Source organism: Nocardia sp. NPDC004340, assembly GCF_053602575.1.
Window position 1 is genome coordinate 144,837 of sequence record NZ_JBSGDW010000005.1, and the last position, 24,853, is coordinate 169,689.

Here is a 24,853-nt window from a genome sequence, read left to right on the forward strand (position 1 = left end):
ACTAGATCGTATGCAGGTGCTCCGACACCCGCGAAAGGCGAGGATACGGCCGGTTTTCCACTGCGACACGCCTATGCCGTCATGTGACGACACGCGGTCGAGCTGGGGTAGTCTCGGCCCGCGGCTAATCAGCCGCAACAGGAGTGCGGGGGCGGAAGTGCGCGGTGGAATGGGAGATTCATGATCACCCCCGGCCGAGGTCTAGTCGGTGTCGTGTCAGGATGCGCGGCGCTGCTGACCGGCTGCGCGCACGGCGGACACGGTGAACCCGCGCACGCGCACCAAGCCAATGCCGAGCAGTCGGTCGGCGATACCGCCGAAATGCAGCGCAGCGCCTTCGTCACCGCCTGCGCGGGCACCTCCGCGGGCTGGCAGGCGACCGCCGTGGTCAGTAACCGGGATGTGGTGGAGCACCGGTATCTGGTGGTGATCAGCTTCCAGACACCCGAGTCCGCGGATCTGGAACGCACGCGCACCGAGGTATTGGTGGCGCCCGGCGCGACCCAGGACTTCACCACCGAGACGCTGCTGGATCCGGTGGCCCGGCCACAGACCGTGCGGTGTGTGCTGCGCGGTGTCGAACAGTTCTGATCGATACTCGCTATTCGGGCGCGGGACGGATGGGTCCGTCACGAAAGTTGCGCGGGGACAGGGGCGGACGCCTAGGATCACCAGCGCCGGCCATGCTCCGTGGGCCGCACCAGTAGGAATAGCTGAAGGATCACTGACCGTGCGTGGGTGACCAGGCGCGTTCTCCGGATGTGGATTTGTCGGTGCCATGGTGCATGCTCTTGGCACGCAGCTGTCCGCCCAGTCCGCCCCGGAGTGCCCATGTCGACCCGTACCAAGCCACAGCCCTTGTCGGATACCGAAATTCGGGAGATCGCCGCGGAAATCGACGCTGGCAGACCGCCTATGGTGTGGTTCACCGCGGCGGCGGTCGGTGTCCCGGAAGGTCGTTCCGGCAAGGTGATGTCCCTCGGCGATCCGTCCGAGGGCGATTTCCTGCAGGTGAAGCCGACGGGCTCGAAGGACGTGCTGTCCTTCGGTCCCACCGAGGTGACCCTGTCCAAGCCGGCCCGGCAGAACCCGGCCAAACCGGCCGCCGCCAAACCGGCGAGTGCAACCCCCAGAACGGCAACCAGGAAGGAACCGACCGTGACGATGTCGTCCCCCGCGACGATGCCGGCCGCCGCGCCGAGCACCCCGCCCGCTCCGGAAGCCACCCCGCAGCCGGCGGCCGAGCCCGCCGCCGAGGCCAAGAAGGCCTCGCGCCCGGCCCGCAATGCCGCCGCCACCGCGTCGGCCGCCCGCAAGCCCAAGGCTCCCGAGGTGACGGTCACCCTCAGCGGCACCGCCGAGGGCGAGTGGACCCTCGATGTCGTCAACGGCAAGAAGCGCACCATCCGCGGCCTGGCCGTGCCCAGTTCGGCTGTCTCCCAGGCCGCCAAGATCCTGCACCCCGAGGTGTCGGAGGTCGTGGATTCCATCCTGGACTCGGTGCGTGCCTCCCAGCTCGCCAAGGTCGAGCAGCTGCAGGCCGAGCTGGAGTCGGCGCGTCGGTTACTGGAAGACCTGGCCTGAGGACGAGGCGTTCCAGCCTCAGGGCTGACGGCCCAACCCTTTTCGTGTGGGTTGGGCCACAACTCCTACCGCTTGCTCACACCGCGGATTCGCGTTGCCAGGTGCGAGGGCCCGCCTCCGGGCGGTTGCGGCGCAAGTCGTCGTGGAAGATGTAGCCGAGGGAGTATTCCTTGGCGTGGTACATGGCCGAATCCGCCTCGCGCAGTAGCTCGTAGACGGTGGTCTCGGTCTCGCGCGGTTTGGAGCACGCGATGCCGATGCTGGCCGCGATGCGCACCTCGGCCGCACTCAACTCGAACGGTTCGCCCAGCGTGGCCAGCAGGCGTTCGGCCAGCTGTAGAGCGTGCGGCCGGGCCAGCGGGGCCAGCACCACGAATTCGTCTCCGCCGTAGCGGGCGGCCGCGTCGTCGCGGCGGATCACCCGGCGGATCCGGGCCGCCGCATTGGCGATGAGCTCGTCACCCACCGCGTGCCCGTAGTTGTCGTTGACCCGCTTGAACCCGTCCAGGTCGATGAACAGCAGCGCCAGGGGCTGTCCGGCCCACCGGTCCCGATTACGATGCAGCGCCCGCAGCAGGGCGGCGCGGTTCAGGAGTCCGGTGAGCATGTCGTGGTCTGCCTGATACTGCGCGCGCCGCTCGCTGCGGGCGCTGCGTTCGATGGCGCGCTCGCTGCGTAGCAGCACTCCGGCTAGCAGTAGCGCGAACAGCGACGAGACCACGATGCGGTCCAGGGCGTCCAGGCTGGAGCCGACCACCGGCACCAGCGAGGCCACGATCATGACGATGGCGATGATGCTGGCCCGCTGCCGGGACCGGTGCGGGTGGATGTCGCGCGGCCCGCCGAGCACCACCATGCTGGGGTGCAGCGCGGCCGCGCCGATCAGCGTGAATCCCAGCTGCAGCGGCAGCAATTGGATCTGGCGGCCGATCACCGCCGAGCCCGCGGTCTCCAGGTTGTAGGCCAGGTCACCGGCGAGGATGACCAGCATGGCCAGATGCACCAGGCGCAGTGAGGTTTCCGAACGCGCCGAGGTGATCACGGAATGCACGATCACCGTGAGCAGCAGCGCGTCCACGATCGGGTCAGCGACGCAGGTGACGGTGGTGAAGTCCAGGTCCCGGGACATGTGCAGCACCGGCGAGATGAGGAAGGTCCACGACAGCAGCAGCGCGCCCAGTCCGATCAGCCCGGAATCGAGCAGCAGATCATGGTCGGTGCTGTTCTGGCGCGGGCGCAACCACAGCACCGCGGCCACCCCGACACAGCAATAGCCGCTGAGGGTGAACAGGTCGTCGAACGGGTGCCGCTGGGAGTCGGAGACATGACGCAGCGCGGTGCCGATGGCGAATTGCACGGCGGCCGCGGAGAGCAGGTACCACGGCAGCGGATGACGGGGCCGGAACTTGCGCACCCCCATGCCGATCATGGTGAGGCTGATGGCCACCGACACGAACAGCGTGCCCAGCGCCACCGCCTTGGAATTGATCACCAGGGGTAGGCCGAGAATCAGTACGCCGCAGATGAACAGGACCGTGCGCCAGCAGATGTTGAAGCGTCGCGGCCGTTCGGCCGGTTGTACTTCTGTTCCCACCAGCCCCCCTGTCCGAGCAGTACTCGAAAAGACACCGCCGATCATCAACCGTGTGTGTTGCGGTACGAGCATAGGTCCCCGCGCTGCGGTGGCAGAGTGCCCGGTCGAGAAAGGCGCTGCCACTTATTGGGCAACCGAACCGATCATGACATGAAAGCAGGCGGTCCGGATGGGAGTTCGGCGAACCCGCAGGGCCGCTTTCGGGAGACTCGCTATGCTCCCCGCAGATCGAACCGTACGCCCCGCACGCCCCGGTGAAGAGGAGCCCGACACGTGGAATCGATGGCGGGACGCTGGTGGGCACCCGGGCGGGTCAACCTGATCGGCGAGCACACCGACTACAACGACGGGTATGTCCTGCCTCTCGCGCTGCCGCTGGGTACGACCTGCACCGCGCGGGCCAGACCGGATGGCGTGCTGCGCCTGAGATCTGCGCAGGCGCCCGGTGACACGGTCGACACGACAACCGCGGACCTGTCCACCGCGGGCTGGTCCCATTTCCCGGCGTGGTCCCGCTACCCCTTGGGCGTGATCCGCGAATTCGAGCGCCGTGGCCACGAGATTCCCGGCCTGGACATCGACCTCGACAGCACCGTCCCGATCGGCGCGGGCCTGTCCTCCTCGGCCGCCCTGACCTGTTCGGTCGCCATCGCCGTGCGGGACCTGTTCGCCCCCAGCGTCTCCACCGCCGACCTCGTCGACATCACCCGCACCGCCGAGAACATCTACGCGGGCGTCCCCACCGGCGCCCTCGACCAATCCGCCTCCCTGCTCTGCATCCCCGGGCACCTCCTCTTCCTCGACACCCGCACCGGCAAGACCGAACACATCCCGTTCGACCTCGCCCGCTACGGCCTCACCCTGCTCATCGTCGACACCGGCGCCCCGCACCGCCTCATGGACAGCGCCTACGCCACCCGCCGCGCCGAATGCGCCGCCGCCGCAGCCCAACTGGACGTCCCCACCCTCCGCGACGTCCCCACCGCCGCCGAGATCGACCGCCTCCCCGACCCCGTCCTCCGCCGCCGCGCCCGCCACGTGATCACCGAAAACGCCCGTGTCCTGCGAATAGCCGAACAATTGCGCGCCGGAGCCGACCCCCGCACCATCGCCCCCCTCCTCACCGCCGGCCACACCTCCCTGCGAGACGACTTCGAAGTCTCCGCCCCACCCCTCGAAACAGCGGTGGCCGCAGCCCTCACCGCCGGCGCCCACGGCGCCCGCCTCACCGGCGCGGGCTTCGGCGGCAGCATCCTCGCCCTGATCGACGAAGACCGCGCCACCCCGGCGTCCCGCCTCATTCGAGAGTCGCTGACCGCCAAGGGATTCCCCACCCCGCTCATCTTCACCGCCACCGCCTCTGCCGGTGCCCACCGTCTGTCCTGACCGCGGTCCAGGCACCCCGCCCTCCGGCCGTGCAGCACCCGGACGGTGTGCCCGCCAGCCGATCCCTGATGCGGTGATCGGATGGCGGGCAGCGGTTTTCGGGTTACTTGGCGGGCTTGATCGACGGCTGGTTGATCGTCGTGAAGTACTGGACGGCGGCGGCGATGGCGAACGGGGCGGTGACGAAGACCTGGCCGGCAATGGTGCCGAGGAAGCCGACCGCGGCGGCGCCTGCGATGCAGCCGGCGAGGGGGCCCGCGCCGAACATGGTCAGCAGGGCGCCGGTGAGGGCGGTGCCGGCGACGCCGCCGATCAGGCAGCCCAGGGCCGCGCCGCCGAGACCGCCGGTCAGGGTGCCGATGGTGGCGCCCATGGACAGGGTGCTGGTCATGCGGCTCCAGGCGGCCTGCTCACGCTCGTAGTCGGTCTTCCACGGGGCGCTGTTCTCGAAGGGGAGGGCGACCGGCTTGTAGGTGGCGTGCGCGAGGTCGATCTGCGGCGTCAGGGTGGCGACACGGTCGTGGATCTCGGTGGCGATGGGGAAGACGAAATCGTCCACGCGGAGGGACAGTTCGGTTCCGGCGACGGTGGTGCCGTCAGCGGCCTTGATGGTGAACACGCCGTTCTCGACGCCCATGGAACCGGCGTCGGTGCGGATGACCACGTCCTTCTCACCGGCAGTGGCGGTGTAGTTGATGGCGGCGTCCGCGGGGGCGGGTGCGGCGTTCACGGTTCCGGCGGTGACACCCAGGGCGGTGGTCACGAGGGCGGCGGACACGGCGAACTTGTTGAGCTTCATCAGTTTTCGATCTTTCGTCGGTGCGGGTCAGAGGCCGCACGGGAGGCGCAGGTCGCGTTCGCGAGCGCTGCGAAAGGGTGTCAGGGGTCGGCGGCACGGCCCGGAGGCCGTGTCGCTCAGTGGATTTCGGTGACTAGGCGGTCTTGGCGCGCACGCGGGCTCCCACACCCACGAGCACATCGATCACCAGGAACTCCAGCAGCGGGAGGCCGATCATCGGCGCGAACCAGCCGACCACCGCGGCGGCGGCCGCCAGCGGCAGCAGCACGACCACCGGAGCCTGCGCGAACGCGCGGCGCGGAGCCTTGCCCACGGCGAGCTTCGATTCCTTGGTCGGGCGACGACGCCACCACATGAGGTAACCGCGCACGATCACCGTGCCCAGCCCGATCATCACGGCCAGCAGCAACAGCTGATTGACCAGACCGAACAGCAGGCCCATGTGGAACTGGATGCCCCAGTTGGTGAGCTTGGCCATCAGCGGCCAGTCGGCGTAGGGCAGCTTGGCGGTGACATTGCCGGTCGGGCCGTCCACCGCGATGGCGTCGCGGGTGTACTGGCCCGGCCGCCGCAGTTCCTGCGCGACGAAAGCCATGCCGTCCTTGGCCGGAATGCTGATCTCCAGCGGCCCGTTCAGACCGTTGGCACGGGCGACGCCGTACACGGTGTCGGCCAGCGCCGCCTTGCCCGCCGGGGGCGTCGCCGCGGGCGCGTTGCCGTGCCCGTCGTGCTCGCCGCCCGCGGGCTTGGCGGGACCGGTCGATCCCGGCAGCTTCGCGTTCACCGCGGGGGTCTGCCAGCTCATCGCCTTGCGCAGCTCGGTCACGTTCTCGCCCGCGTACTTCGACCAGGTCACACCGGTAGCCGACAGCAGCAGGATCACCGGCAGGATCCAGACGCCCACCACCGCATGCCAATTCAGCGTGCGCGCACGGGGCCGCGACCGATCCGGGCGCACCAGCCAACCGGCCGAGCGCTTCTCGCGCCGCGCCCGCACCCGCCGGTACCAGAGCACCAGTCCGGCCAGCGCGACCAGCCACATCCAGGAGGCCGCGATCTCGCTGTAGAAGCGGCCGACCTTGCCCAGGTGCAGGTCCTTGTGCAGCTTGTCGATCCAGGTGCGCATCGGCAGCGCGCCGGAGCTGCCGTACACGACATCATCGCCGACCGTCTGCGCGGTGACCGGATCGACGAAAACAGCACGACGCTCGGATTCTCCCAGCGACGGATCGCTGAAGATGACCCGTGTGGTGTCACCGGCGTTCTGGCCGGGAGCGACGGCCACCAGCGCCAGCGCAGGCTCGACCGCCTGCGCGGCCGCGATCTGCTCCTTCAACGGCTTGGCCGGGCCCGTCGAATCGGTATGCAGCAGACCGCTGGAGGTGATGTTCTCCAGCGTCGGCGAGATCGCGTACAGCGCGCCGGTCACGGCCGCGATCAGGATGAACGGCGCCACGAAGACGCCGGCATAGAAATGCAGCCGCAGCATGAGCGCCTGGAAGGCATTCCCCGCGCCGCGTTTCGGGGACTTCCCGGACGCCGGTTCCGGCGTCGGGGCAGGGGAGGGCGGCGGTGTCGTCTCGACACCGCTGTCAGTGATTGTCACCAGTGGTCTTTCGGGTTCGAGTGAACACCCGGGCTGCGGAGAACCTGGACACGTCGATGCGGCGCCGGTCCGGGCAGCCCATGACCCCCTCGTAGCGCGCACGCGACTGCCACCGCGGCGCACACCGGTCATGGGATACCGGGACGCGGATGTCATCACCGCGACGGTCGCGGGAACACAGCGATGTCACACGGACGCGAAAGTCCGTGTGCCCGGGTGAAAGTAAGGAATCAGCCTCGAACGAGCGCGGGTGGACCACGCGTACGGAAGACGTCGGCCGCGAAGATGCGCAGCACGACCAGATCCCGGTGCGGGATGGGCAGCAGCGGCGGCCCCGACAGCACCGGCAGTGAAACAGGCAGCGGCAGCACCCGGGCCAGCACCGTGGTGCCGATCCGATAGGCCGCCTCCGCACCGAGAATGACCACCGCCGCCACACACGCGGCCGTGATGTGCGCGGCCAGCATGGCCGGACTCCACATCGAGGCGGTGCGATGCATGTGGTGCATGCTCCCCGGCGAACCCCACATCATGGCGAAGTGCCCGAGCAGCTGTCCGCCGATCAACGCGACCACCAGGCCCGCGACGGTGGAGCGCAGCGCGTGCACGCTCGCCACCGCCGCGCCGACCGCGGCCGAGGCGGCGACCAGCAGCGTCAACGGCCCCGATTCCAGGGGCGCGGCCCCCGAGATCCAGCCGTGCGCGGCCATCGCGAGCGCCCCGGAAACCGAACCGGCCGCCGCACCGCGCAGCACCGCAGCGTCACTGCGGATTTGCGCCGTACGGCGGCCGGATTCGAAACTCACGCGCTGATAATAGCCACAGGATTCCCAGCGAATTCCCAGCCCCGGGCGAAAGCGGCCGGGGCGCGCGGGGATTCGGCTAGTTCTCTGTGACCTCCATCTCGATGAGCGGCTTGCGCAGCAGCTTGCCGGTGGCATTGCGCGGCAGCTCGTCGAGGAAGATGACCTCGCGCGGCACCTTGTACCGGGCCAGGTTCTCCTTCACGTAGTCCTTGATCTCCTGCACGTCGCGCTTGGACTCCGGGCCGGGGACCACGATGGCGCGCAGCCGCTTGCCGAAGTCGCGGTCGTCGACGCCGACCACGGCGGCCTCGAGGATGTCGTGCCGGTTGGACAGCAGGTTCTCTACCTCCTGCGGGAAGACGTTCTCGCCGCCGGAGACGATCATGTCGTCGTCGCGGCCGTCGATGAACAGCAGCCCGTCGGTGTCGAAGTGGCCGACGTCGCCGGAGGACATGAGGCCGTCGACGTACTCCTTGGTGCGGCCGTCGGTGTACTGCTTGAACGAGTGCCCGTTCTCGATGAAGATCGTGCCGGTCACGTTCGGGGCGCTGATGCGCTTGCGGTTCTCGTCGTACAGCGCGACGCGGATACCGACCGGCGCCTTGCCCGCGGTGGTCGGGGCCTTGCGCAGCTCGCTCGGGGTGGCCACGGTCATGACCGCGCACTCGGTGGAGCCGTACACGTTGTAGAGGGTCTCGCCGAAGTAGTCGAGGGTGCGGGTGACGACGTCCGGCGGGATGGCCGAGCCGGCGGCGAAGATCACGCGCAGGGTCCGCTTCGGGTCGTACTTGGCGAGGGTCTCCGGCGGCAGGTCGAGGATGCGCTGCAGCATGGTCGGCACCACGGTCAGGCCCTGCGCCCGGTACTTCACCAGGTTGGCGAGGGTGGTCTCCGGGTCGAAGCGGCGCTGCTGGAACACCACCCGGTTGCCCAGCGCGATCGACAGCGTGAACTGCGACAGGCCGGTGGCGTGGAAGATCGGGGCGGCCATCACCACGGTGCTGTTGCGCGGCAACGGGATTCGATCCAGGAACTGGGCCGTGATGAACGGCGACACCTTGTCGCGCGGCGCGCCCTTGGGGGTGCCGGTGGTGCCCGAGGTCAGGATGACCATGCCGCCCGGCTTCTCCGGCGGCGCCAGCGGCGCGGTGGACTGACCGGCCGCGACCGACTCGATGGTCGGGATCGACGGGTCGGCATCGTCCTTCTCGTCGACCCAGGTCAGGATGCGCGGAATCTCGGCCGGGATGGCCGACATGAGGTCGAAGAACTCGCTGTCGTGCAGTACCGCCTTGACGTTCTCGCGGGCGGCGACATCGGTGAACTGCGGCTTGGCGAAGCCGGTGTTCATCAGCACCGCGCGCACGCCCAGCTTGCCGGCGGCGACCAGGCTCAGCACCATGCCGCGGTGGTCGCGGGCCAGCACGCCGATGACGTCGCCGGGGCCCAGGCCCCGTGCGGCGAGGCCGCGGGCCAGCGCGGTCGACTGCTTGTCGAGCTGCTCGAAGGTGAGTTCGCCGCGCTCGTCGACGATGGCCGCGGACTTCGGATTGGTGTTGGCGGCGTGCACGACCGCGCCCGCGAAGGGGCCGAACTTCAACACGTTGATCGCCGAGCGCACCGCGTGATCGGGGCGCAGCGGATTGAACAGTCCCCCTCGGACCATCGCGTTGACGCTCAGTGCGGTATCGCCGGCCTTGCGTAGAACCGTGCCCGCCGATGGAAGTGACATGGGTACAACCTTCCGCGATCCCCCTGGCCGGACGAGTCCGCCGACGGACCACAACATCGAGATCCAGTGCGGTGCTAACCCTAGCAAGCACAGGCAGCGAGGATGTGGCCGAGGTCTCCGTTACTCGCGGTTACGAATAAACCTCGCAGCTCGTGGTGCGAATCCCAGGATTGCCACCGTGTCGCGGTGATCGGGACCGGGAAGGTGTGTGTAGGCGCCGCCCCTGATTCAGGCCGCGGGCGGCTCGTATTCGACCAGGACGCGGCGCAGCAGTTTGCCGGTCGCGTTGCGGGGGAGATCGTCGAGGAAGAAGACGTCGCGGGGCACCTTGTAGCGGGCCAGATTGCCCTTCACGTGCGCCTTGATCTCCTCGGCGTCGAGTCGCACGCCCGGCTCGGGAACCACGAACGCGCGCAGCCGCTTGCCGAACTCGACGTCGTCCACGCCGACCACGGCCGCGTCGAAGATGTCGGGCCGCTCCAGCAGCAGGTTCTCGACCTCCTGCGGGAAGACGTTCTCGCCGCCGGAGACGATCATGTCGTCGTCGCGGCCATCGATGAACAGCAGTCCGCGGTCGTCGAAGTGCCCGACGTCGCCGCTGGACATGTAGCCGTCGATGACCTCCTTCTTACGGCCGTCGGTGTAGCCCTTGAACGGGGAACCGGAGCGTATGAAGACGCGGCCGGTGACATTCTTGGCCAGCACGCGGCGGCCGTCGTCGTCGAACAACGCCACCTCGCAGGTGAGCGGGGCCTTCCCGGCGGTGCCCGGGGCCACGGTCAGATCCTCCGGCCGCGCCACCGACGCGATCGCGCACTCGGTGGAGCCGTAGAGGTTGTAGAGCACCGGGCCGAACACCTCGGCCGTGCGCGTCGACAGCTCCGGCGACAACGCCGACCCGGCCAGCACGATCCCCTTCAGCGAGGATGTGTCGTACTTCTGGCGAATCTCCTTGTCCAACTCCACCATTCGATGCAGCATGGTCGGCACCGCCACCAGCATGTCCGCCTTGTGCTCGGCGATCAGGCGCAGTGTGCGCTCGGCGTCGAAGCGGCGGGCGGTCACCACCTTGTTGCCGAACGCGCACCCGGTCAACCAGGTCGCGAAGCCGGTGGAATGGAAGATGGGGGAGACGATCACCATGGTGCCCCGCTGCGGGAAGTCGATGCGGTCCACCATCTGCACGGTCGACAGCGGCCCGGTGCGGTCGCGCGGCGCGCCCTTGGGCAGGCCGGTGGTGCCGGAGGTGAGGATGATGAAGCCGCCCGGTTTCTTCGGCGCGGGCAGCGGCGTCTTCGCGTTGGACTCGATCAGCTCGTCCAGAGTCTTTGCATCGGAAGGTATTTGGGCACCCTCGTCGACCCAGGTCAGGATGCGGGGCAGGTCCTCGGGCAGGGCGTCGAGCAGGCCGAGGAATTCGCTGTCGTGCAAGACGACTCGCACGTTCTCGCGCTCACACACCTGCGCGAACTGGGGTTTGGCGAAACCGGTGTTCATCAGCGCCAGCCGTGCCCCGAGTTTGCCCAGGGCGGCCATGGTGAGAATCAGTCCCCGGTGGTCGCGGGCCAGCACGCCCACCACGGTGCCCGGGCGGACGCCATTGCGCTGCAGGCCGCGGGCCAGCGCGTTGGACTGCTGATCCAGCTCGCGGTAGGTGAGCTCACCCCGCTCGTCGGCCAGGGCGGGCTGATCCGGGAACATGCGGGCCGCGCGGCGCACCGCCGTGGCGGGCGGACCGAAAACCCGTGCGTCCCTGAGCAATCGCACCGTCTCCACCGGATCCGACGGGTCGCTCAACCCCAATTCTCGCAACCGCCGCAATCCCCTGAGCGCCTCGCCGGTGTGCGCCATGCGCTGCCGAGTCGAATGCAGAACCGAGGCCATGCGGACCACCTCCGTTGACGAGACGCTCGCCGCCCACCCGACGACGGTAGCGTCACCGTAACAGGGGTATGTGACGCCGGTTACACATTTTCGGTCACATCGGGCATCGGTATGATTCGCGAAAGTCCCCGGATTGTTAACCCTGCCGTCGCGCGGACGTCACTCTCATCGCCCAGGCTGCGTGTTTCCCGCTCCCGAATTGATGAGGAACTCAAATGGAACTTCTCGCCGTGCTTGCCAACATCGTCACCGCCATGGGCACCGGGAGTGCCGCGCTGACCGCGCTGTAGGCAGAACGCATGAAACAGCCCGCCGAGGGGACCGGCGGGCTGTTCGCGTTTCCGGGGCGCTCAGGCCTCGTCGAAGGCGGTGTTCAGACCGAGCGCCGCGGTGGCGTCGAGTTCCACGGCGACGGTGGCCAGCTTGGCGCGGATCGCGCCCACGGCGTCCGGACCCAGGGCCAGGCGCAGCGGGGCGTCCGGCTGACCGACCGTGGCCAGCACCGCGGCCGCGGCCTTGGCCGGATCACCGGTCTGCTGCTGATCGGAGGCGGGCAGACCGTCGCGGATCGCGCCGACGGTCCCGGCGTAGTCGGGGATCGACGAGCCGAAGGTGAGGGCGGCGGGCCGGGCGAAACCGGTACGGAACTCACCCGGTTCGACGATCAGGACCTGGATGCCGAGCGGATTCACCTCGGCCGCCAGGGCTTCGCTGGCCAGCTCCAGCGCGCCCTTCGCGGCGCTGTACGCGCCCACGCCCGCGAAGGACATGAAGCCACCCATGCTGGTCAGCTGCACGATCGTGCCGGAGCGACGCTCCCGCAACTGCGGCAGCACTAGCTGGGTCAGGCGCAGCGGGCCGAAGAACATGACCTCCATGGCATCGCGCAGATCGGCCTCGCTGGTCTCCTCGATCGCGCCGACGATGCCGTACCCGGCATTGTTGACCAGTACGTCGATACGACCGGCCTCCTTGATCGCGCGCTCGGCGGCCTCGCCGTCGCGCACGTCCAGCGTCACCACCTGCACCTGATCCGGGTGCGCCGCAATGACTTCCGCCATCGTCTCGGGGCGGCGCACCGCGGCCACCACCTCGTCCCCGGCGGCCAGCACGGCCGCGGTGATGGCCGCGCCGAAACCACTGTTCGCGCCGGTGATCAGCCAGCGGCGGGGGTTCTGTGCACTCATTCCATTCCTTCGTCGCTGTGCCCCCGGCGAATTCACCGGGGGCGGTCGCGTCCAGTGTCGTGGCGCGCGGCATCGCCCGGTATGGCCCAAAGGTGGAAAATGGCTGGAGTGACTGGAGCCCTGCGCGATCCGCACCGCCGCCCCCGGCCGCTGCCCGACGGCGAACCGCTGACCGCCGAGGATCACCGGCGGCTGATCGGCGTTCTGGAGGCCGTCGATCGGGCCGTGGACCTGAGCGAGTTCCGGGAGCGGTTGGTGCTCGCCCTGCAGAGCTGGTTCGGGTTCGTCGGAGTCGCTGTGCTGCACGGGGATACGCTCGACGAGGCGATCCGTGAGGGCTGCGGCGTGCAGGGCGGATACACCGCGGAATTCATGGCCGACTACGCCGAACGCTGGGCGGCGGTGGACCCGCTGCGCAACCCGCTGGTCCCCGACCTGCTGCGCGCTCGCGGCGTCATTCGGCTCAGCGAGGTGCCCGGGTCCGACGCGTTCCGCGCGGAGTTCCTGCACCCCAACGGAATCACCGACAAAGCTGCCATGCTGGTCGATGGCGGACCCGCGGGGGTGCTGTGCGTGGGCATGGCGGTCGCGGAGTCGCCGAGCGTGCCCGAACGCGATGTGGCGCTGCTGCACGCGCTGCGCCGCCACCTCGCGCCGCTGGTCGGCGAACAGCTCGCCCGCGACCGCGAACGGCGGGCCGCCACCGCCACCTGGCAGCTCACCCCGCGCGAATGGGAGGTCGCCGACCTGGCCGCGCGCGGGCTGACCAACCGGCAGATCGCCGAACGGCTGTTCATCGGTGTGGATACCGTGAAGAAACACCTCAGCCGGGTGCTGGCCGAGACGGCGTGCACCAGCCGCACCCAACTGGCCGTCCGCTTCGCCGCCGCCTGACCGGACCGCGTGGTTCGCCTGGTCTCCGGCGTGGCGGTCGATGCCTGCGCCCGGATGTCGCCGCGTGTCGGCGCCCGGCGTCTCGGCGTCTCGGCCCGAACCGGTCGCGAGCCTGCATCGAACCGCGTGAACCCGACCCCGGGGCGGGGGAATCGCCGCAGAATCAGGAGATGAGCGACCTCTTCGATTACTCCGGCCAGACGGTATTCGTGGCCGGTGGCACCAGCGGTATCAATCTCGGCGTGGCTCGAGCGTTCGCGCGGGCGGGGGCCTCGGTCGGGGTGCTGTCGCGTTCACCGGACAAGGTGCGCGCCGCCGTCGACTCGATCGGGGAGAGCGGGGGCACCGTGCTCGGCTTCGCGGCGGACGTCCGCGACTACGAGGGGGTGGAGCAGGGGATCGCCGCCATCTGCGGGGAACTCGGGGAGCTGGACGTGCTGGTGTCCGGGGCCGCCGGGAACTTTCCCGCCGCGGCGGACACCATGTCGGCGGGCGCGTTCGCGGCGGTCGTGGACATCGATCTGAAGGGCACCTTCAATGTGCTGCGTGCCGGCCGCGAGCATCTGCGCGCGCCCGGGGCGTCGGTCATCACCATCTCCGCGCCGCAGTCGACCCTCCCGATGGCGATGCAGGCGCACGCGTGCGCGGCCAAGGCGGGCGTCGACATGCTCACCCGATGCGCGGCGCTCGAATGGGGGCACCACGGCATCCGGGTCAACGCGGTGGTGCCAGGGCCGATCGAGGACACCGAGGGCATGGCGCGGCTGGCGCCCACGCCCCAAATGGCGGACATGGTGACCGGATCGGTGCCCATGGGCCGCTACGGCACCGCCCAGGAGATCGCCGACTGCTGCCTGTGGCTGGCCTCGCCCTATGCCGCCTACGTCAATGGCGCGATCATCCCCGTCGACGGGGGCTGGTCCCTGGGCGGCGCGTCCGAGGTGTTCACCGCCATGCGAAACATGTTGGCGGGCTGAGTATCCCGCTCAGTGCCCGCCCGCCGCGATCTTCTTCGGATCGATGAACGACTGCAACGGCGACAGCTGCGTGTACGTGTCGAGCAGCGCCCGTCCCAGCGCGGCGTGCGCTTCCACCACCGGATTCGTGGCCCCGTAGTTGTCGGCGTCGGGAGCCTGATCGGCGAGGAACGAGAACACCGCCGACGGGGCCCCGGCCGGGTCGAACATGACGCCCGTTTCGTGCCGTTTGTCGTCGGACGCACCGTGTTTGACGGCGAAACGGGCCCGCTCGTCCGAGGACATATTGCGCCGGACACCGTCGGTGTAGCCGACCGAGGACCACGACATGATCCGCAGCACCGCCTGCGTCGACTCCTTCGACAGCAGCGTCCCCGAGGCCAGCCGGTACAGCAGGTCGTTGTTCTCGCGCGCCGTGGTGACGCCCAGATAGAAGCGGCTCTCCCCGGGCAGCGGCTCCACGCGGGTCTGCTTGAACCCCAGGCGATCCAGCGTCTCGTTGACCTGGTCACCTGATACGAACCGCGACAGCAGCCGCACCGCGGTGTTGTCCGACACCTGCAACATGGTGGTCAGCAGATTCGCGACGGTCAGCTGATCCCCGAACGCGGCCTGGTTCAGATACAGCCCGCTGCCCTCGGCGATGATATCGGCGTCCAGCGTCGTGGTGTCCGACAGCTTCACCCGACCCGCGTCGACCTCGCTCATGAGGGCCGTCATCACCGCCAGCTTCTGCACGCTGGCGCCCTCGATCACGAAGTCGGCGTCCTCCTCCACGACCGGCACCGGCGTCCCCGACCCCAGATCGGTCACCAGGCAATGCCAGCGCCCCCCGGCCACTCTGGTGATCGCCCGGTACTGCACGTCGAACGCGGGCCCCGCCACCGGCACCCCGGCCCGGCCGACCGCCGCCGGGAGCAACGCACCCGCCGTAAGAGCCCCCGCCCCCAATAGCATTCGCCTACTGAATCCGCGCACCGCCGAAACTTATCCGCGCAGATCATATTTCGGCAACCGACGCTCCGTGACCACCCCGCCCGCGCCGGCCGAATCAGCTGGTAGCCCACCCGTCGGCCAACCTCGAGAATTGCCTGTGATTCCCAGAATCCCAGCAGTATCCTGATCCTGCCGTCTCCGGGCGAGCGGCCATCGTGCGTGATCGACCAGGGGAGGCGCGCATGTCCGAACGGGCAGGCGTAGCGATCGCGGTAGCCGTCATCGGAGCCGCCGCCACCATCGCCGCGGCATTCATCGCGGCGGGAGCGTTCGGCAACATCCACTTCGGCACCGGTTCCGACAAGCTGGCGGACACCACCATCGTCGTAACCGGCAACGGCAATGAAACGGGATCGGGAAAAGACGTAGGCAAACAGGATTCGAAGGGTCCCTCCGCGGACCAGATGGCCAGCTTCATCCGCAGCTACTACGCCCAACTCCCGTCAGGCACCGAATCCGCTTGGGCTCAGCTCTCCTCGTCCTACCAATCCCAGAGTGGCGGCTACGCCGGATACACCAAATTCTGGTCCACCGTCACCACGGTCCAAGTCGGCTCCATCACCAACACCGACTACCGAACCAGCACCGCCACCCTCACCTACACCTATACGACCGGCAAAACCCAGACCGAGAAACGGTGGCTCCGAGTCGAGTACGTGAACTCGCAACTCCGAATCACCGGCTCCGGAATCTGATCACCCCTCGGCCGGCAGTCGGAACGAGATCGCCGAGGCGCTCGTTGGCGGGACATGCCCTCATCGACGAACACGGTACGGCTGATCACCGACGCCGACGTCCCCACCGCCGTGGACACCCTGGCCCGCGCGTTCGCCGACTACCCCTACACCCGGTACGTGATCGACGCCGACAACCACCTGGAACGAATCCGCCGCTACCAGGAACTATGCCTCACCCGCATAGCGATGCCCTACGGCAAGGTCTGGATCGCCGACGGCGGCCGCGCCGTCGCCGCCTGGTCCACCCCCGACCGGGACCCCGCCCCCGCGTTCGCCGACCTCGCCGCCGAACTGTCCGACCTCATCGGCAACCGATCCGAAGCAGCCGCAGCCTCCGAAGCCGCCATCGAGCCCTACCGCCCCCACGATCCGGCATGGATGCTCCACACCATCGCCGTAGCCCCCGAATGCCAGAGCCGAGGCCTCGGCACCGCCGTCCTCCGCCCCGGCCTCGAAGCAGCCGCCCGAGCCGGCTACCCGGCCTTCCTCGAAACCTCCAGCGAAGCCAACGTCCGCTTCTACCAACACCTGGGCTTCGAGGTAACCGCCGACATCATGCTCGCCGACAACGGCCTCCGCACCTGGTGCATGCGCCGAGACCCCCGTTAGGAGCGCCGATGGCGTCCGTCAGAACCATCCAGGTCACCTTCGACTGCGCGGACCCCGCGCGGCTCGCCCATTTCTGGTGCGCGGTACTGGGATACGAGTCGCAGGGTTCAGCCTGTGTCGACCCCGCAGGCGTAGGCCCGCGCCTGTACTTCCAACGTGTGCCCGAGGAAAAGGTCGTCAAGAATCGTCTTCACCTCGACGTGCGAGTCGGTACCGGCCTCGTGGGCGAGGAGCGCGTAGCCGCCCTCGAGGCCGAATGCGCACGACTGGTCGCCCTCGGCGCTCGACGTCTGCACTTGCTGCGCGCCGACGGCGTCAATGAGTCGTGCCTGGTCATGCAGGACATAGAGGGCAACGAGTTCTGCCTCGACTGAGCTTCGCGAGCGAAAGACCAGCCGTGGCTCCGCTCGCCGGGCTACCCGGCCGATGACCCGCGTGCGCTGGCGAACGAGTCGTGCGCATCCTGGCTGAACAGCACGAAACGCACTTCCCGCACCGCGGTGTCGGCCGCTCGCACCGTCTCGATCGCGATCCGGGCACCGTCATCCATCGGCCACCCGAAAATGCCGGTCGAGATAGCCGGGAACGCCACCGTCCGCGCACCCAGCTCATCGGCCACCCGAAGCGATTCGCGATAGCACGACGCCAGCAGCTCCGATCGGTCGTCCTGCGCCGACCACACCGGCCCCACCGTGTGAATCACCCACCGCGCCGGCAGATTCCCACCGGTCGTCGCAACAGCCGCCCCGGTCGCCAGCCCCTTCCCATACCGCGACGCCCGCAATTCCCGACACGCAGCGAGAATCGCCGGACCCCCCTTCCGATGAATGGCCCCGTCAACACCCCCACCCCCGAGCAGCGAAGAATTCGCCGCATTCACCACGGCATCAACCTCCTGCTCGGTGATATCCCCCCGAACCAGCACGAGTTCGACCATGCCCCCATTGTCCCCACCTCCACCGAGGCGGCAAGGGTCGATCAACGTGGCTGTGATTCGGATACAGGCCCACTGATGTCGTGACGTCAGTCAGTCATGACTTCGCGAGTGCAGACGAGCATTTGGGTTCCTAAGCGCTGGAATTCGTAGTCGACATCCTTTATCGCCGTTGTGATTCCGGCGTTGGTCAAGCTGTCGATCAGGGCGGGGAGTTCTCGGTAGGTGTGGGGAGCGCCCATGGGGGTGAGGGGGAAGATGCGGACCTCGCGGCGGCTTACTCGGATCAGCTCGAGGATCGCGCGCAGGTGGAAGTTCAGGTCGAAACGGTCTGCGTAGCTGAACAGGAAGTGGGAGCTGAGGACCAGATCGAAGCTGGCGTCGGCGAAGGGGAGGCTGGGGAGGGCGGCCGCGATGTAGCGGGCCGGGTGGGCGGCGATGTCGGTGCCGAAGCGGCGCGCGGCCTCGGAGCGGGACTGCCGATGATGGTCGGGGTCGGTGAAGAAGGTCCACGCGTACTGGTCGGCATGGCTGCGCAGGTATTGGTTCGCGCGGTCGATGTCCGAGAGCGCGAGCGCGGTAGTTTCCGCAGGGTCGCGCTCGGCGTAGACGGGATCGCACGCGAGCGCATCGCCTCCACGGGAATTGATTTCCGCCACGAATCCAGCGGCTCCGGCAGGGCAGTCCAGGATCGACGCGCGCAAGTCGGCGTCGGACAACCCGAACATGGCTTGGTACTCGGCGAGCGATCGGGAGGTCACCAGAATCTCGCCGATGGCGTTCGGCTCACCGCTCATGTCCGCTCCTCGACCCGGGAGGCTGCAACGCCTGCAGCGTTCGGAATCAACCTAGCCGACATGGCCCATCGCGCTGAAACGAAAAAACCGGTGCGGGCCACTTGCGTGGCGCGCACCGGTTTTCCGTTGTGCTGGAACTTACTTCAGCTTGTCGCTGGACAGCCCGAGGACGCGGCGGGCCACGATGAGCTGCTGGATCTGCTGGGTGCCTTCAAAGATGTCGAGGATCTCGCGGTCAATTTCGTTGACCTCCAGAAACATTCGAAAACCCGGTGTTGACCTGCGGAGTGGTCTCTCCCGACTTCTACCCAGTTCACTGTCGTTTGGGGACCGTGACGGCCTGTGGACGGCCTGGGGCTGTTGTCGATCTTCTGCTCCGGAGGCAGCCCGGGTCCGTCTGCCGGGATCGGATAGTGGTGGCTGAGCTGGCGAAAGACTGCGCTCGGGTCTGCGGCTGTCCGGGGTATCCGTGTCACATGTGACAGTGTGGTGACACCGAGGCGGTGCGACACACTCAGCTTAGGAATCAGAAGATCACGCGGGTCGGCGCTGCTGACCTGCGTTTCGCTGTGCCCGGTGCGTGCCACGAATGACCGTGGGTGACCGGGGTATCTGGCACGAATGAGGGACGATACACACAACCGGTTTTCTCCGGCGCCCTGTCGGGATCCCGCTCGGGGCGACTGAATTTCAACAAGTTGCAACCCACCACAACCAGAGGAACGTGATGCGCTGATGAGTCTCGGCCGTAACAGCTCCCGTGCCGTTGTGCAAGAACGCCGGTCTCGTATCCGGGAACTGCATGTGGCGCCGATCAACGCCCTCGCCGACGAGATCGCCGACCGCTACGACCTTCCCCGCGGCGCTGTCCCCTACCTCGACCCCGACCAGGGTGGTATCCACGCCCGCGCTCTGATCCTGCTCGACACCCCCGGCCCGAAAGCGAAGATGGACTCCGGGTCCGGACTGCTGAGTCTCGATAACGACGACCCCACCGCAGCCTGTCTGCGCAAGGAGTATGCCCTCCGTGGAGTGGACTGGAAGGATGTAGTGCACTGGAATGTGTGCCCGTTCCCCACGAGTGACCCCGACGGGCAGTCGACAACCGAGGAACGGCAGATCGGTGCGCAGTGGACGCGGCGGCTCGTCGCGCTGCTGCCGTATGTGCGGACAGTGTTGCCGCTGGGCGGGAACGCCCGCGACGGGTGGAAACGCGCCGGGATCACCGGTCTGTACGACTTCGCGGATCGGAGGGTGCCGCATCCCAGCCGGCGCGGGCTGGGTGGCGGCAGGCAGCCGATCTTCGAGGACGCGATCCTCGACCTCGCTGGAAGGCTCGGATGACGCTGACGTTGACCGTGACGGGGTTCATTCCGTTCTCGGAGTCGCCGGGCGCGGCTGTACCGCCGCCCCTTGATCCTGTATGGCGGAGTTCGGAACTGGAATGCGATGCAAAACGCTGGCGTGCGGATGGAGCTGGGGACTGTGGGCTGTCGCTAGCTTCGGGTTCCCGGATCGCTCGTGCATTCGAGCCTGCGGACTCCGGTGGTCGGAATGTCGATTGCCACCGCAGAGGGACCGCCGAGCTGCCAGTTGTAGGGCCACCGACGATACCGCAGAAGTCGAATGGGAAGCTGCCCAGATCCAGGTTGCGAAGCGCACAGGACGGCGAGAAGCGTGGCTTCGCCTGTTGCACATTTATGAGCGATTTCTCCGCCTTGCGCCGACGCTTCTGTCAGCTACACTAACTTTCGATTTGTGAACTGGCGCAACGTGTGTCGGTGATTTGGGGGGGCTTGAGTATGGCTGCACAGGATCAGAGTCCTGCCAGGAGGATCGCTAGTCTCGGGATTGTCGTGGTGTTGGTCGGCGCGCTGTTCTTGGGGCTCAGTTTCGCTGCGGCCCATAATGCGCAGCATCCGCGCTGTGATGGTCATCAGATGTCCTCGGGTGATACGTGTCTGTCGTCGCGTTCGGGCGCGCAGAGCCGTGACCAACGCGCCGCGTCTGCCGCGTCGGACGTCAATTGGATGCGGCCGCTCGGCTTGATCCTGATCGTCGGCGGGCTGGTGGTCGCCGGTGGTGGCATGGCCGCCGCCACGAGCCGCCGCTGAATGGAAATGGCTCGGTCAAGGGCCGCCGGTGACGGTGATCGGTCGACGGCTGCGCTATCGCCCGACGAAGGTGAAGTCTTTCGCTGCAACGGATTTCGAGGCCGCCTGACATGGCCACGTGGAAGATCGCTGGTACCGGCCGAAGCGGGATGGTGACGACAAGCTCGTTCTCAACGGCCGCGGGAAGCCGGTTATAGAGCCGACCGAGCTGTACGGCAAGGGACTTCGGTATCGAGTCCGCTGTATCAACCCCGAGGGTGATGAGCGGTCGAAGTCGTTCCCCGACAGGCAGAAGAAGCGTGCCGATGACTTTCTGATCGAAGTGGAGTCCGACAAGCGCGAGGGCAAGTACGTCGATCCTCGCGCCGCGCGGAAGACCTTTCGGCAACAAGGGGAAAGCTGGGTCAAGGCGCAGTCACCGGACCCGGCCACCCGATCGGCGCTCCGGAGTCGGCTGGGATCGAGGATCTATCCCACTTTCGGCCACCAGTCCATGGGTTGGATCGGGCCGGCGAAGATTCGGGACTGGGTCGACGGGCTCGATGTGCGGAAGTATTCCGAGAACTACAAGGCCATGCTGTTCAATATCGTGTCGGGCATTTTCGACTCGGCCGTGGACGACAAGCTGATTCGCGAGAACCCGTGCAAGGCAAAGTCGGTCCGGCGCCCGGTGAAGAAGAGTCCGAAGGTCGTGATCTGGCAGGACGAACGGGTACGGCAGATCCGTGGGGGATTGCACAAGCGGTACCGGATCGCTGCGCCGATGGGAGCCGGCCTGGGCTGTCAACAGAGCGAGATCCTGGCCCTCTCGCCCGAGCAGGATATCGACCGAGACGGCATGGTGGTCCACGTTCAACGCCAGGTGAAGTTGGTCGACGGCGTGCTGATGTTCGCGTTGCCCAAGGGTGGAAAGACCCGATTCGTGCCGTTGTCGCGGGCGACCTTGAACGACATCGACAGCTACGTCGAGGAGTTTCCGCTCACTGCGGTTACTTTGCCGTGGGGGAGTGCGGACGGTGAACTCGTGACGGTCCGAATCCTCATCACCAATCCGGCGGGCAACCCGTTCAGTGGGGACCTGTTCAGCAAGGTCGTGTGGCTGCCGGCCTTCGGTCGGGCGGGGCTGGTGTACCGCAAGCGGATCGACGGCATGCACGCGCTTCGGCATCTGTACGCCTCGACCTTGCTGGCCCGCGGGGTATCGATCAAAGAGCTCGCGGAGTACCTCGGGCATGCGGACCCGGGCTTCACGCTCCGCACCTACGTTCGTCTGCTCGACGACAGCCATGAACGGGCGCGTCTCGCCGTGGATGCCGCGGCCTCGGTGTGGGAACTGCTCGATGACAGCCTGACGGCGGCCTGAGGCACGGAAATGATCGAGGTGGGCTATCTGGAGACGAAGAACCGGTGCGAGGCAGGAGTACTGCTCGCACCGGTTTTCCGTTGTGCCGGAACTTACTTCAGCTTGTCGCTGCCCAGCCCGAGAACCCGGCGGGCCACGATGAGCTGTTGGATCTGCTGGGTGCCTTCGAAGATGTCGAGGATCTTCGAGTCGCGGCCCCACTTCTCCAGGAGGGTGCGCTGGGAGTAACCCGTGGCGCCGGCCAGCTCGACGGCCTTGAGGGTGACGTCGGTGCCCATGCGGCCGGCCTTGGCCTTGGACATCGAAGCCTCGAGGGAGTTGGGCTTCTTGTTGTCGGCCATCCACGCGGCGCGGAGGGAGAGGAGGTAGGCCGCTTCCCAGTCCGCTTCCAGGCGGAGGAATTCCGCGGCGGCGGCGTGCTGGTTGTTGGCGGGGGTGTCGTAGGAGATCTCGACGCCCGCGTCGGTCAGCACCGTGCGGAGTTCCTCGAGGGCGGCGCGGCCGACGCCGACCGCCATGGCGGCTACGAGGGGGCGGGTGTTGTCGAACGTCTGCATGACGCCCGCGAAACCCTTCTCCACGTTGACTTCCGGGGAACCGAGGATGTTGTCCTTCGGGATGCGGCAGTCCTCGAAGCGGATCTCGGCGGTGTCGGACGCCTTGATGCCGAGCTTGTGCTCGAGGCGGGACACGGTGAGGCCCTTGGCGTCGCGGGGAACCACGAAGGACTTGATGGCGGCGCGGCCCAGGGACCGGTCCACCGACGCCCACACCACGATGTGGGTGGCGCGCGAGCCGGCGGTCACGAAGATCTTGGTGCCGTTGAGGACCCACTCGTCACCGTCGAGGGTGGCGGTGGCGGTGACCGCCGCGGAGTCGGAGCCGAAGGACGGCTCGGTGATGGCCATGGCGGCCCACACCTTGCCGAAACGCGACAGCTGCTCGTCGGTGGCGACCGCGGCGATGGCGGCGTTGCCGAGACCCTGGTAGGGGATCGACAGCATCAGGCCGACGTCGCCCCAGGAGGTCTCGAGGGCATTCATCAGCGCGGACATATTGCCGCCGTTGGTGTTTCCGAGCAGCTCGGTGGCGTGCTTGTCGCCCTCGGTGGACTCGCCGGCCTTACGGCCGCCGGTGGCGCCGGAGACGTCGGCGGAACCCGAGTCGGACAGGCCCTCGACCATGGCGGCCATGGTGTCCAGCTCGACCGGGTATTCGTGCTCGGCCAGGTCGTACTTGCGCGACGCGGGACGGAAGATCTCCTGCGCGACCTGGTGGGCCTGGTTGGCGCTGGCCCGCAGCTTCTTGGGGAGTTCGAGATTGATCATGAGTGGTCTCTCCGTTGAGAAGTCGGGTCAGAGGAGGACGACGCCCTCGGCGACGCCCACACCGCGCAGATCGCGGTACCAGCGCTCGACCGGGTGTTCCTTGGTGAAGCCGTGGCCGCCGAGCAGCTGCACGCCGTCGAGGCCGATCTGCATGCCCTTGTCGGTGGCCAGCTTCTTGGCCAGCGCGGCCTCGCGGGCGAAGGACAGACCCTGCTCGGCGCGAGACGCACCCCGCAGCGTCACGAGACGAAGACCGTCCAGCTCGATCGCCATGTTCGCGACCATGAACGCGACCGCCTGCCGGTGCGCGATCGGCTCACCGAACGCCTCCCGCTCCTTCACGTACGGAATCACGTAGTCCAGCACGGCCTGACCGGTGCCGATGGCCAGCGAGGCCCAGCCCAGACGGGCCAGCCGCACCGCGTCGGCGTACTCCTCGGCGCGCACCGCGCCCTCGGAGTCGCCCAGCAGGGCGGTGGCCGGAACCGCGACATTGTTCAGGATCAGGCGACCCAGGCCCGCGGCCCGCATACCCATGCTCGGGTCCGCCTCGATGACCAGGCCCTCGGTGTCGGACTCGACGATGAAGAAGGTCGGGCGGCCGTCCAGCTCGGCGGCGACGATGAACAGCTCGGCGTCACCGGCGGCCGGGACCAGGGTCTTCACACCGTTGAGGCGGAAGCCGCTGGGGGAGCGGGTGGCCTTGGTCTTCAGCGCGAACGGGTCGAACAGCGCCTGCGGCTCGGCGATGACCACCGAGGACTGCGGCACGTTCTCGCCCGCGTAGGCGCCCAGGTAGCTCTTCTGTTGCGCGTCGGTGCCCCACTGCGACAGCGCGACCGCGACACCGCTCGGCGCCAGGATCGGCAGCGCCAGGCCCATGTCGCCGTACGCCAGCGCTTCGGCGACCAGCGAGTTGGTGACCGCGCCGCGCTCGGAGGCCGCGCCCTCGAGCTCCTCGGGCACGTTGATCAGCGTGACGCCCAGCTCGGCGGCCCGCTCCAGCAGGTCGCGCGGCGCCTTGGCCGAGTTGTCGGCCTCGTACGCGGCCGGGCGCAGGATCTCGCCGGCGAAGTCGCGCACCGTCTCGACGATCATCTGCTGCTCGTCGGTCGGGGTCAGGTCGAAGTAGTCCTTCTTACGAGACTCGTTGGCGGGCAGACGCTTCGGAGCGCCACCGCCGGCGACCTTCTCGAACGCGCGGGTCGCGGCACCGAGGGTGCGGAATCCGGTCTTGGTGCCCTCATAGGTGAGACGCTCGATCGGCTTGCGCAGGTTGTACTTCTCGGCCAGGTCGGACCCCGTGATGGTCGTCATGACCCGCATCGCCGCGCCCATCCAGTCGCGTTTGACCGGGTTGAGGCCAACGGCGGAGGTATCCCGCTTCGTTGCGGTGTCTCGAGTGCTCATAATCACCAAGTTTCTATCGAGGAGGTGGGTGATCCCGCCCAGCAATCTTACTCCTGAGTAAGACTATCTTACTTCAGAGTAAGAACTGTCGTCGAGTGTTGTCTAATCGCGAGGTC

The 24,853-nt window shown here is 67.8% G+C and carries 23 protein-coding genes and 1 pseudogene; 11 read left to right on the forward strand and 13 right to left on the reverse strand.

Going from position 1 to position 24,853, the window contains the following annotated elements; all coding sequences use genetic code 11:
- Positions 1 to 213: 213 nt before the first annotated feature.
- Entirely contained in the window at positions 214 to 591 is a 378-nt protein-coding gene (locus ACWEOI_RS21660; RefSeq protein ID WP_433667498.1) for a hypothetical protein, read from the forward strand.
- Positions 592 to 915: 324 nt separating this feature from the next.
- The gene (locus tag ACWEOI_RS21665; protein ID WP_433667496.1) at positions 916 to 1,584 is read left to right on the forward strand and encodes a DUF6319 family protein; all 669 of its coding nucleotides are present in this window, start codon (positions 916 to 918) and stop codon (positions 1,582 to 1,584) included.
- Between the two features lie 76 nt (positions 1,585 to 1,660).
- Here ACWEOI_RS21665 and ACWEOI_RS21670 read toward each other — a convergent pair whose 3' ends face one another.
- Positions 1,661 to 3,178: a diguanylate cyclase domain-containing protein gene (locus ACWEOI_RS21670; RefSeq protein ID WP_452360761.1), complete on the reverse strand. Its 1,518-nt coding sequence runs from the start codon at positions 3,176 to 3,178 to the stop codon at positions 1,661 to 1,663.
- A gap of 282 nt (positions 3,179 to 3,460) precedes the next feature.
- Here ACWEOI_RS21670 and galK point away from each other — a divergent pair, with 282 nt between their 5' ends.
- Positions 3,461 to 4,564 (forward strand): galactokinase, encoded by a 1,104-nt coding sequence (gene galK / locus ACWEOI_RS21675; protein WP_452361059.1) that lies wholly within the window; start codon positions 3,461 to 3,463, stop codon positions 4,562 to 4,564.
- Positions 4,565 to 4,667: 103 nt separating this feature from the next.
- Here galK and ACWEOI_RS21680 read toward each other — a convergent pair whose 3' ends face one another.
- The 6 genes from ACWEOI_RS21680 to ACWEOI_RS21705 all read right to left on the reverse strand — a co-directional run bounded on the left by ACWEOI_RS21680 (position 4,668) and on the right by ACWEOI_RS21705 (position 12,578).
- A complete protein-coding gene (locus ACWEOI_RS21680; RefSeq protein ID WP_452360762.1) occupies positions 4,668 to 5,363 on the reverse strand; it encodes a hypothetical protein in 696 nt (231 codons plus the stop codon).
- Between the two features lie 133 nt (positions 5,364 to 5,496).
- Complete coding sequence (locus tag ACWEOI_RS21685) at positions 5,497 to 6,969, reverse strand: PepSY-associated TM helix domain-containing protein (RefSeq protein WP_452360763.1); 1,473 nt, start codon at positions 6,967 to 6,969, stop codon at positions 5,497 to 5,499.
- Positions 6,970 to 7,199: 230 nt separating this feature from the next.
- Positions 7,200 to 7,775 carry a hypothetical protein gene (locus tag ACWEOI_RS21690; RefSeq protein ID WP_452360764.1) on the reverse strand — a complete coding sequence of 192 codons (576 nt, stop codon included), beginning with the start codon at positions 7,773 to 7,775 and terminating at the stop codon, positions 7,200 to 7,202.
- A 76-nt stretch (positions 7,776 to 7,851) separates the two neighbouring features.
- Positions 7,852 to 9,507 carry an acyl-CoA synthetase gene (locus ACWEOI_RS21695; protein ID WP_452360765.1) on the reverse strand — a complete coding sequence of 552 codons (1,656 nt, stop codon included), beginning with the start codon at positions 9,505 to 9,507 and terminating at the stop codon, positions 7,852 to 7,854.
- A 228-nt stretch (positions 9,508 to 9,735) separates the two neighbouring features.
- Entirely contained in the window at positions 9,736 to 11,391 is a 1,656-nt protein-coding gene (locus ACWEOI_RS21700; RefSeq protein ID WP_452360766.1) for an acyl-CoA synthetase, read from the reverse strand.
- Positions 11,392 to 11,741: 350 nt separating this feature from the next.
- Positions 11,742 to 12,578, reverse strand: a complete 837-nt coding sequence (locus tag ACWEOI_RS21705; RefSeq protein WP_452360767.1) for an SDR family NAD(P)-dependent oxidoreductase — start codon at positions 12,576 to 12,578, stop codon at positions 11,742 to 11,744.
- Positions 12,579 to 12,677: 99 nt separating this feature from the next.
- Here ACWEOI_RS21705 and ACWEOI_RS21710 point away from each other — a divergent pair, with 99 nt between their 5' ends.
- Both ACWEOI_RS21710 and ACWEOI_RS21715 read left to right on the forward strand, forming a co-directional pair.
- Positions 12,678 to 13,472 carry a LuxR C-terminal-related transcriptional regulator gene (locus ACWEOI_RS21710; RefSeq protein ID WP_433667480.1) on the forward strand — a complete coding sequence of 265 codons (795 nt, stop codon included), beginning with the start codon at positions 12,678 to 12,680 and terminating at the stop codon, positions 13,470 to 13,472.
- Positions 13,473 to 13,642: 170 nt separating this feature from the next.
- A complete protein-coding gene (locus ACWEOI_RS21715) occupies positions 13,643 to 14,449 on the forward strand; it encodes an SDR family oxidoreductase (protein WP_433667478.1) in 807 nt (268 codons plus the stop codon).
- 9 nt (positions 14,450 to 14,458) lie between these two features.
- Here ACWEOI_RS21715 and ACWEOI_RS21720 read toward each other — a convergent pair whose 3' ends face one another.
- A complete protein-coding gene (locus ACWEOI_RS21720) occupies positions 14,459 to 15,406 on the reverse strand; it encodes a serine hydrolase (protein WP_452360768.1) in 948 nt (315 codons plus the stop codon).
- A gap of 221 nt (positions 15,407 to 15,627) precedes the next feature.
- On the opposite strand from ACWEOI_RS21720, the gene ACWEOI_RS21725 reads away from it, so the two are divergent.
- Genes ACWEOI_RS21725 through ACWEOI_RS21735 form a run of 3 tightly spaced genes read left to right on the forward strand, consistent with a single transcriptional unit; the run spans position 15,628 to position 17,165 of the window.
- Positions 15,628 to 16,140, forward strand: coding sequence for a hypothetical protein (locus ACWEOI_RS21725; RefSeq protein ID WP_452360769.1), 513 nt, complete (start codon positions 15,628 to 15,630; stop codon positions 16,138 to 16,140).
- Between the two features lie 54 nt (positions 16,141 to 16,194).
- Positions 16,195 to 16,791, forward strand: coding sequence for a GNAT family N-acetyltransferase (locus ACWEOI_RS21730; RefSeq protein ID WP_452360770.1), 597 nt, complete (start codon positions 16,195 to 16,197; stop codon positions 16,789 to 16,791).
- A gap of 8 nt (positions 16,792 to 16,799) precedes the next feature.
- Positions 16,800 to 17,165: a VOC family protein gene (locus tag ACWEOI_RS21735; RefSeq protein ID WP_452360771.1), complete on the forward strand. Its 366-nt coding sequence runs from the start codon at positions 16,800 to 16,802 to the stop codon at positions 17,163 to 17,165.
- A 41-nt stretch (positions 17,166 to 17,206) separates the two neighbouring features.
- Here the strand turns inward: ACWEOI_RS21735 and ACWEOI_RS21740 are convergent, their stop codons facing one another.
- From ACWEOI_RS21740 to ACWEOI_RS21750, 3 genes and pseudogenes are all read right to left on the reverse strand, one after another.
- Positions 17,207 to 17,728 (reverse strand): O-acetyl-ADP-ribose deacetylase, encoded by a 522-nt coding sequence (locus tag ACWEOI_RS21740; protein WP_433667470.1) that lies wholly within the window; start codon positions 17,726 to 17,728, stop codon positions 17,207 to 17,209.
- 86 nt (positions 17,729 to 17,814) lie between these two features.
- Entirely contained in the window at positions 17,815 to 18,522 is a 708-nt protein-coding gene (locus tag ACWEOI_RS21745; protein ID WP_452360772.1) for a methyltransferase domain-containing protein, read from the reverse strand.
- A 138-nt stretch (positions 18,523 to 18,660) separates the two neighbouring features.
- Positions 18,661 to 18,759, reverse strand: a pseudogene (locus ACWEOI_RS21750) (hypothetical protein); the annotation flags it as partial.
- A 567-nt stretch (positions 18,760 to 19,326) separates the two neighbouring features.
- Here ACWEOI_RS21750 and ACWEOI_RS21755 point away from each other — a divergent pair.
- The 3 genes from ACWEOI_RS21755 (at position 19,327) to ACWEOI_RS21765 (ending at position 21,999) form a co-directional block, all read left to right on the forward strand.
- Positions 19,327 to 19,866 carry a uracil-DNA glycosylase gene (locus ACWEOI_RS21755; RefSeq protein ID WP_433667466.1) on the forward strand — a complete coding sequence of 180 codons (540 nt, stop codon included), beginning with the start codon at positions 19,327 to 19,329 and terminating at the stop codon, positions 19,864 to 19,866.
- A 512-nt stretch (positions 19,867 to 20,378) separates the two neighbouring features.
- A complete protein-coding gene (locus tag ACWEOI_RS21760; protein WP_452360773.1) occupies positions 20,379 to 20,636 on the forward strand; it encodes a hypothetical protein in 258 nt (85 codons plus the stop codon).
- A gap of 118 nt (positions 20,637 to 20,754) precedes the next feature.
- Positions 20,755 to 21,999: a tyrosine-type recombinase/integrase gene (locus ACWEOI_RS21765; protein ID WP_452360774.1), complete on the forward strand. Its 1,245-nt coding sequence runs from the start codon at positions 20,755 to 20,757 to the stop codon at positions 21,997 to 21,999.
- Positions 22,000 to 22,091: 92 nt separating this feature from the next.
- Here ACWEOI_RS21765 and ACWEOI_RS21770 read toward each other — a convergent pair whose 3' ends face one another.
- Entirely contained in the window at positions 22,092 to 23,327 is a 1,236-nt protein-coding gene (locus tag ACWEOI_RS21770; RefSeq protein WP_357286757.1) for an acyl-CoA dehydrogenase family protein, read from the reverse strand.
- A 27-nt stretch (positions 23,328 to 23,354) separates the two neighbouring features.
- Positions 23,355 to 24,743 (reverse strand): acyl-CoA dehydrogenase family protein, encoded by a 1,389-nt coding sequence (locus ACWEOI_RS21775; protein WP_379094446.1) that lies wholly within the window; start codon positions 24,741 to 24,743, stop codon positions 23,355 to 23,357.
- Between the last annotated feature and the right edge of the window lie 110 nt (positions 24,744 to 24,853).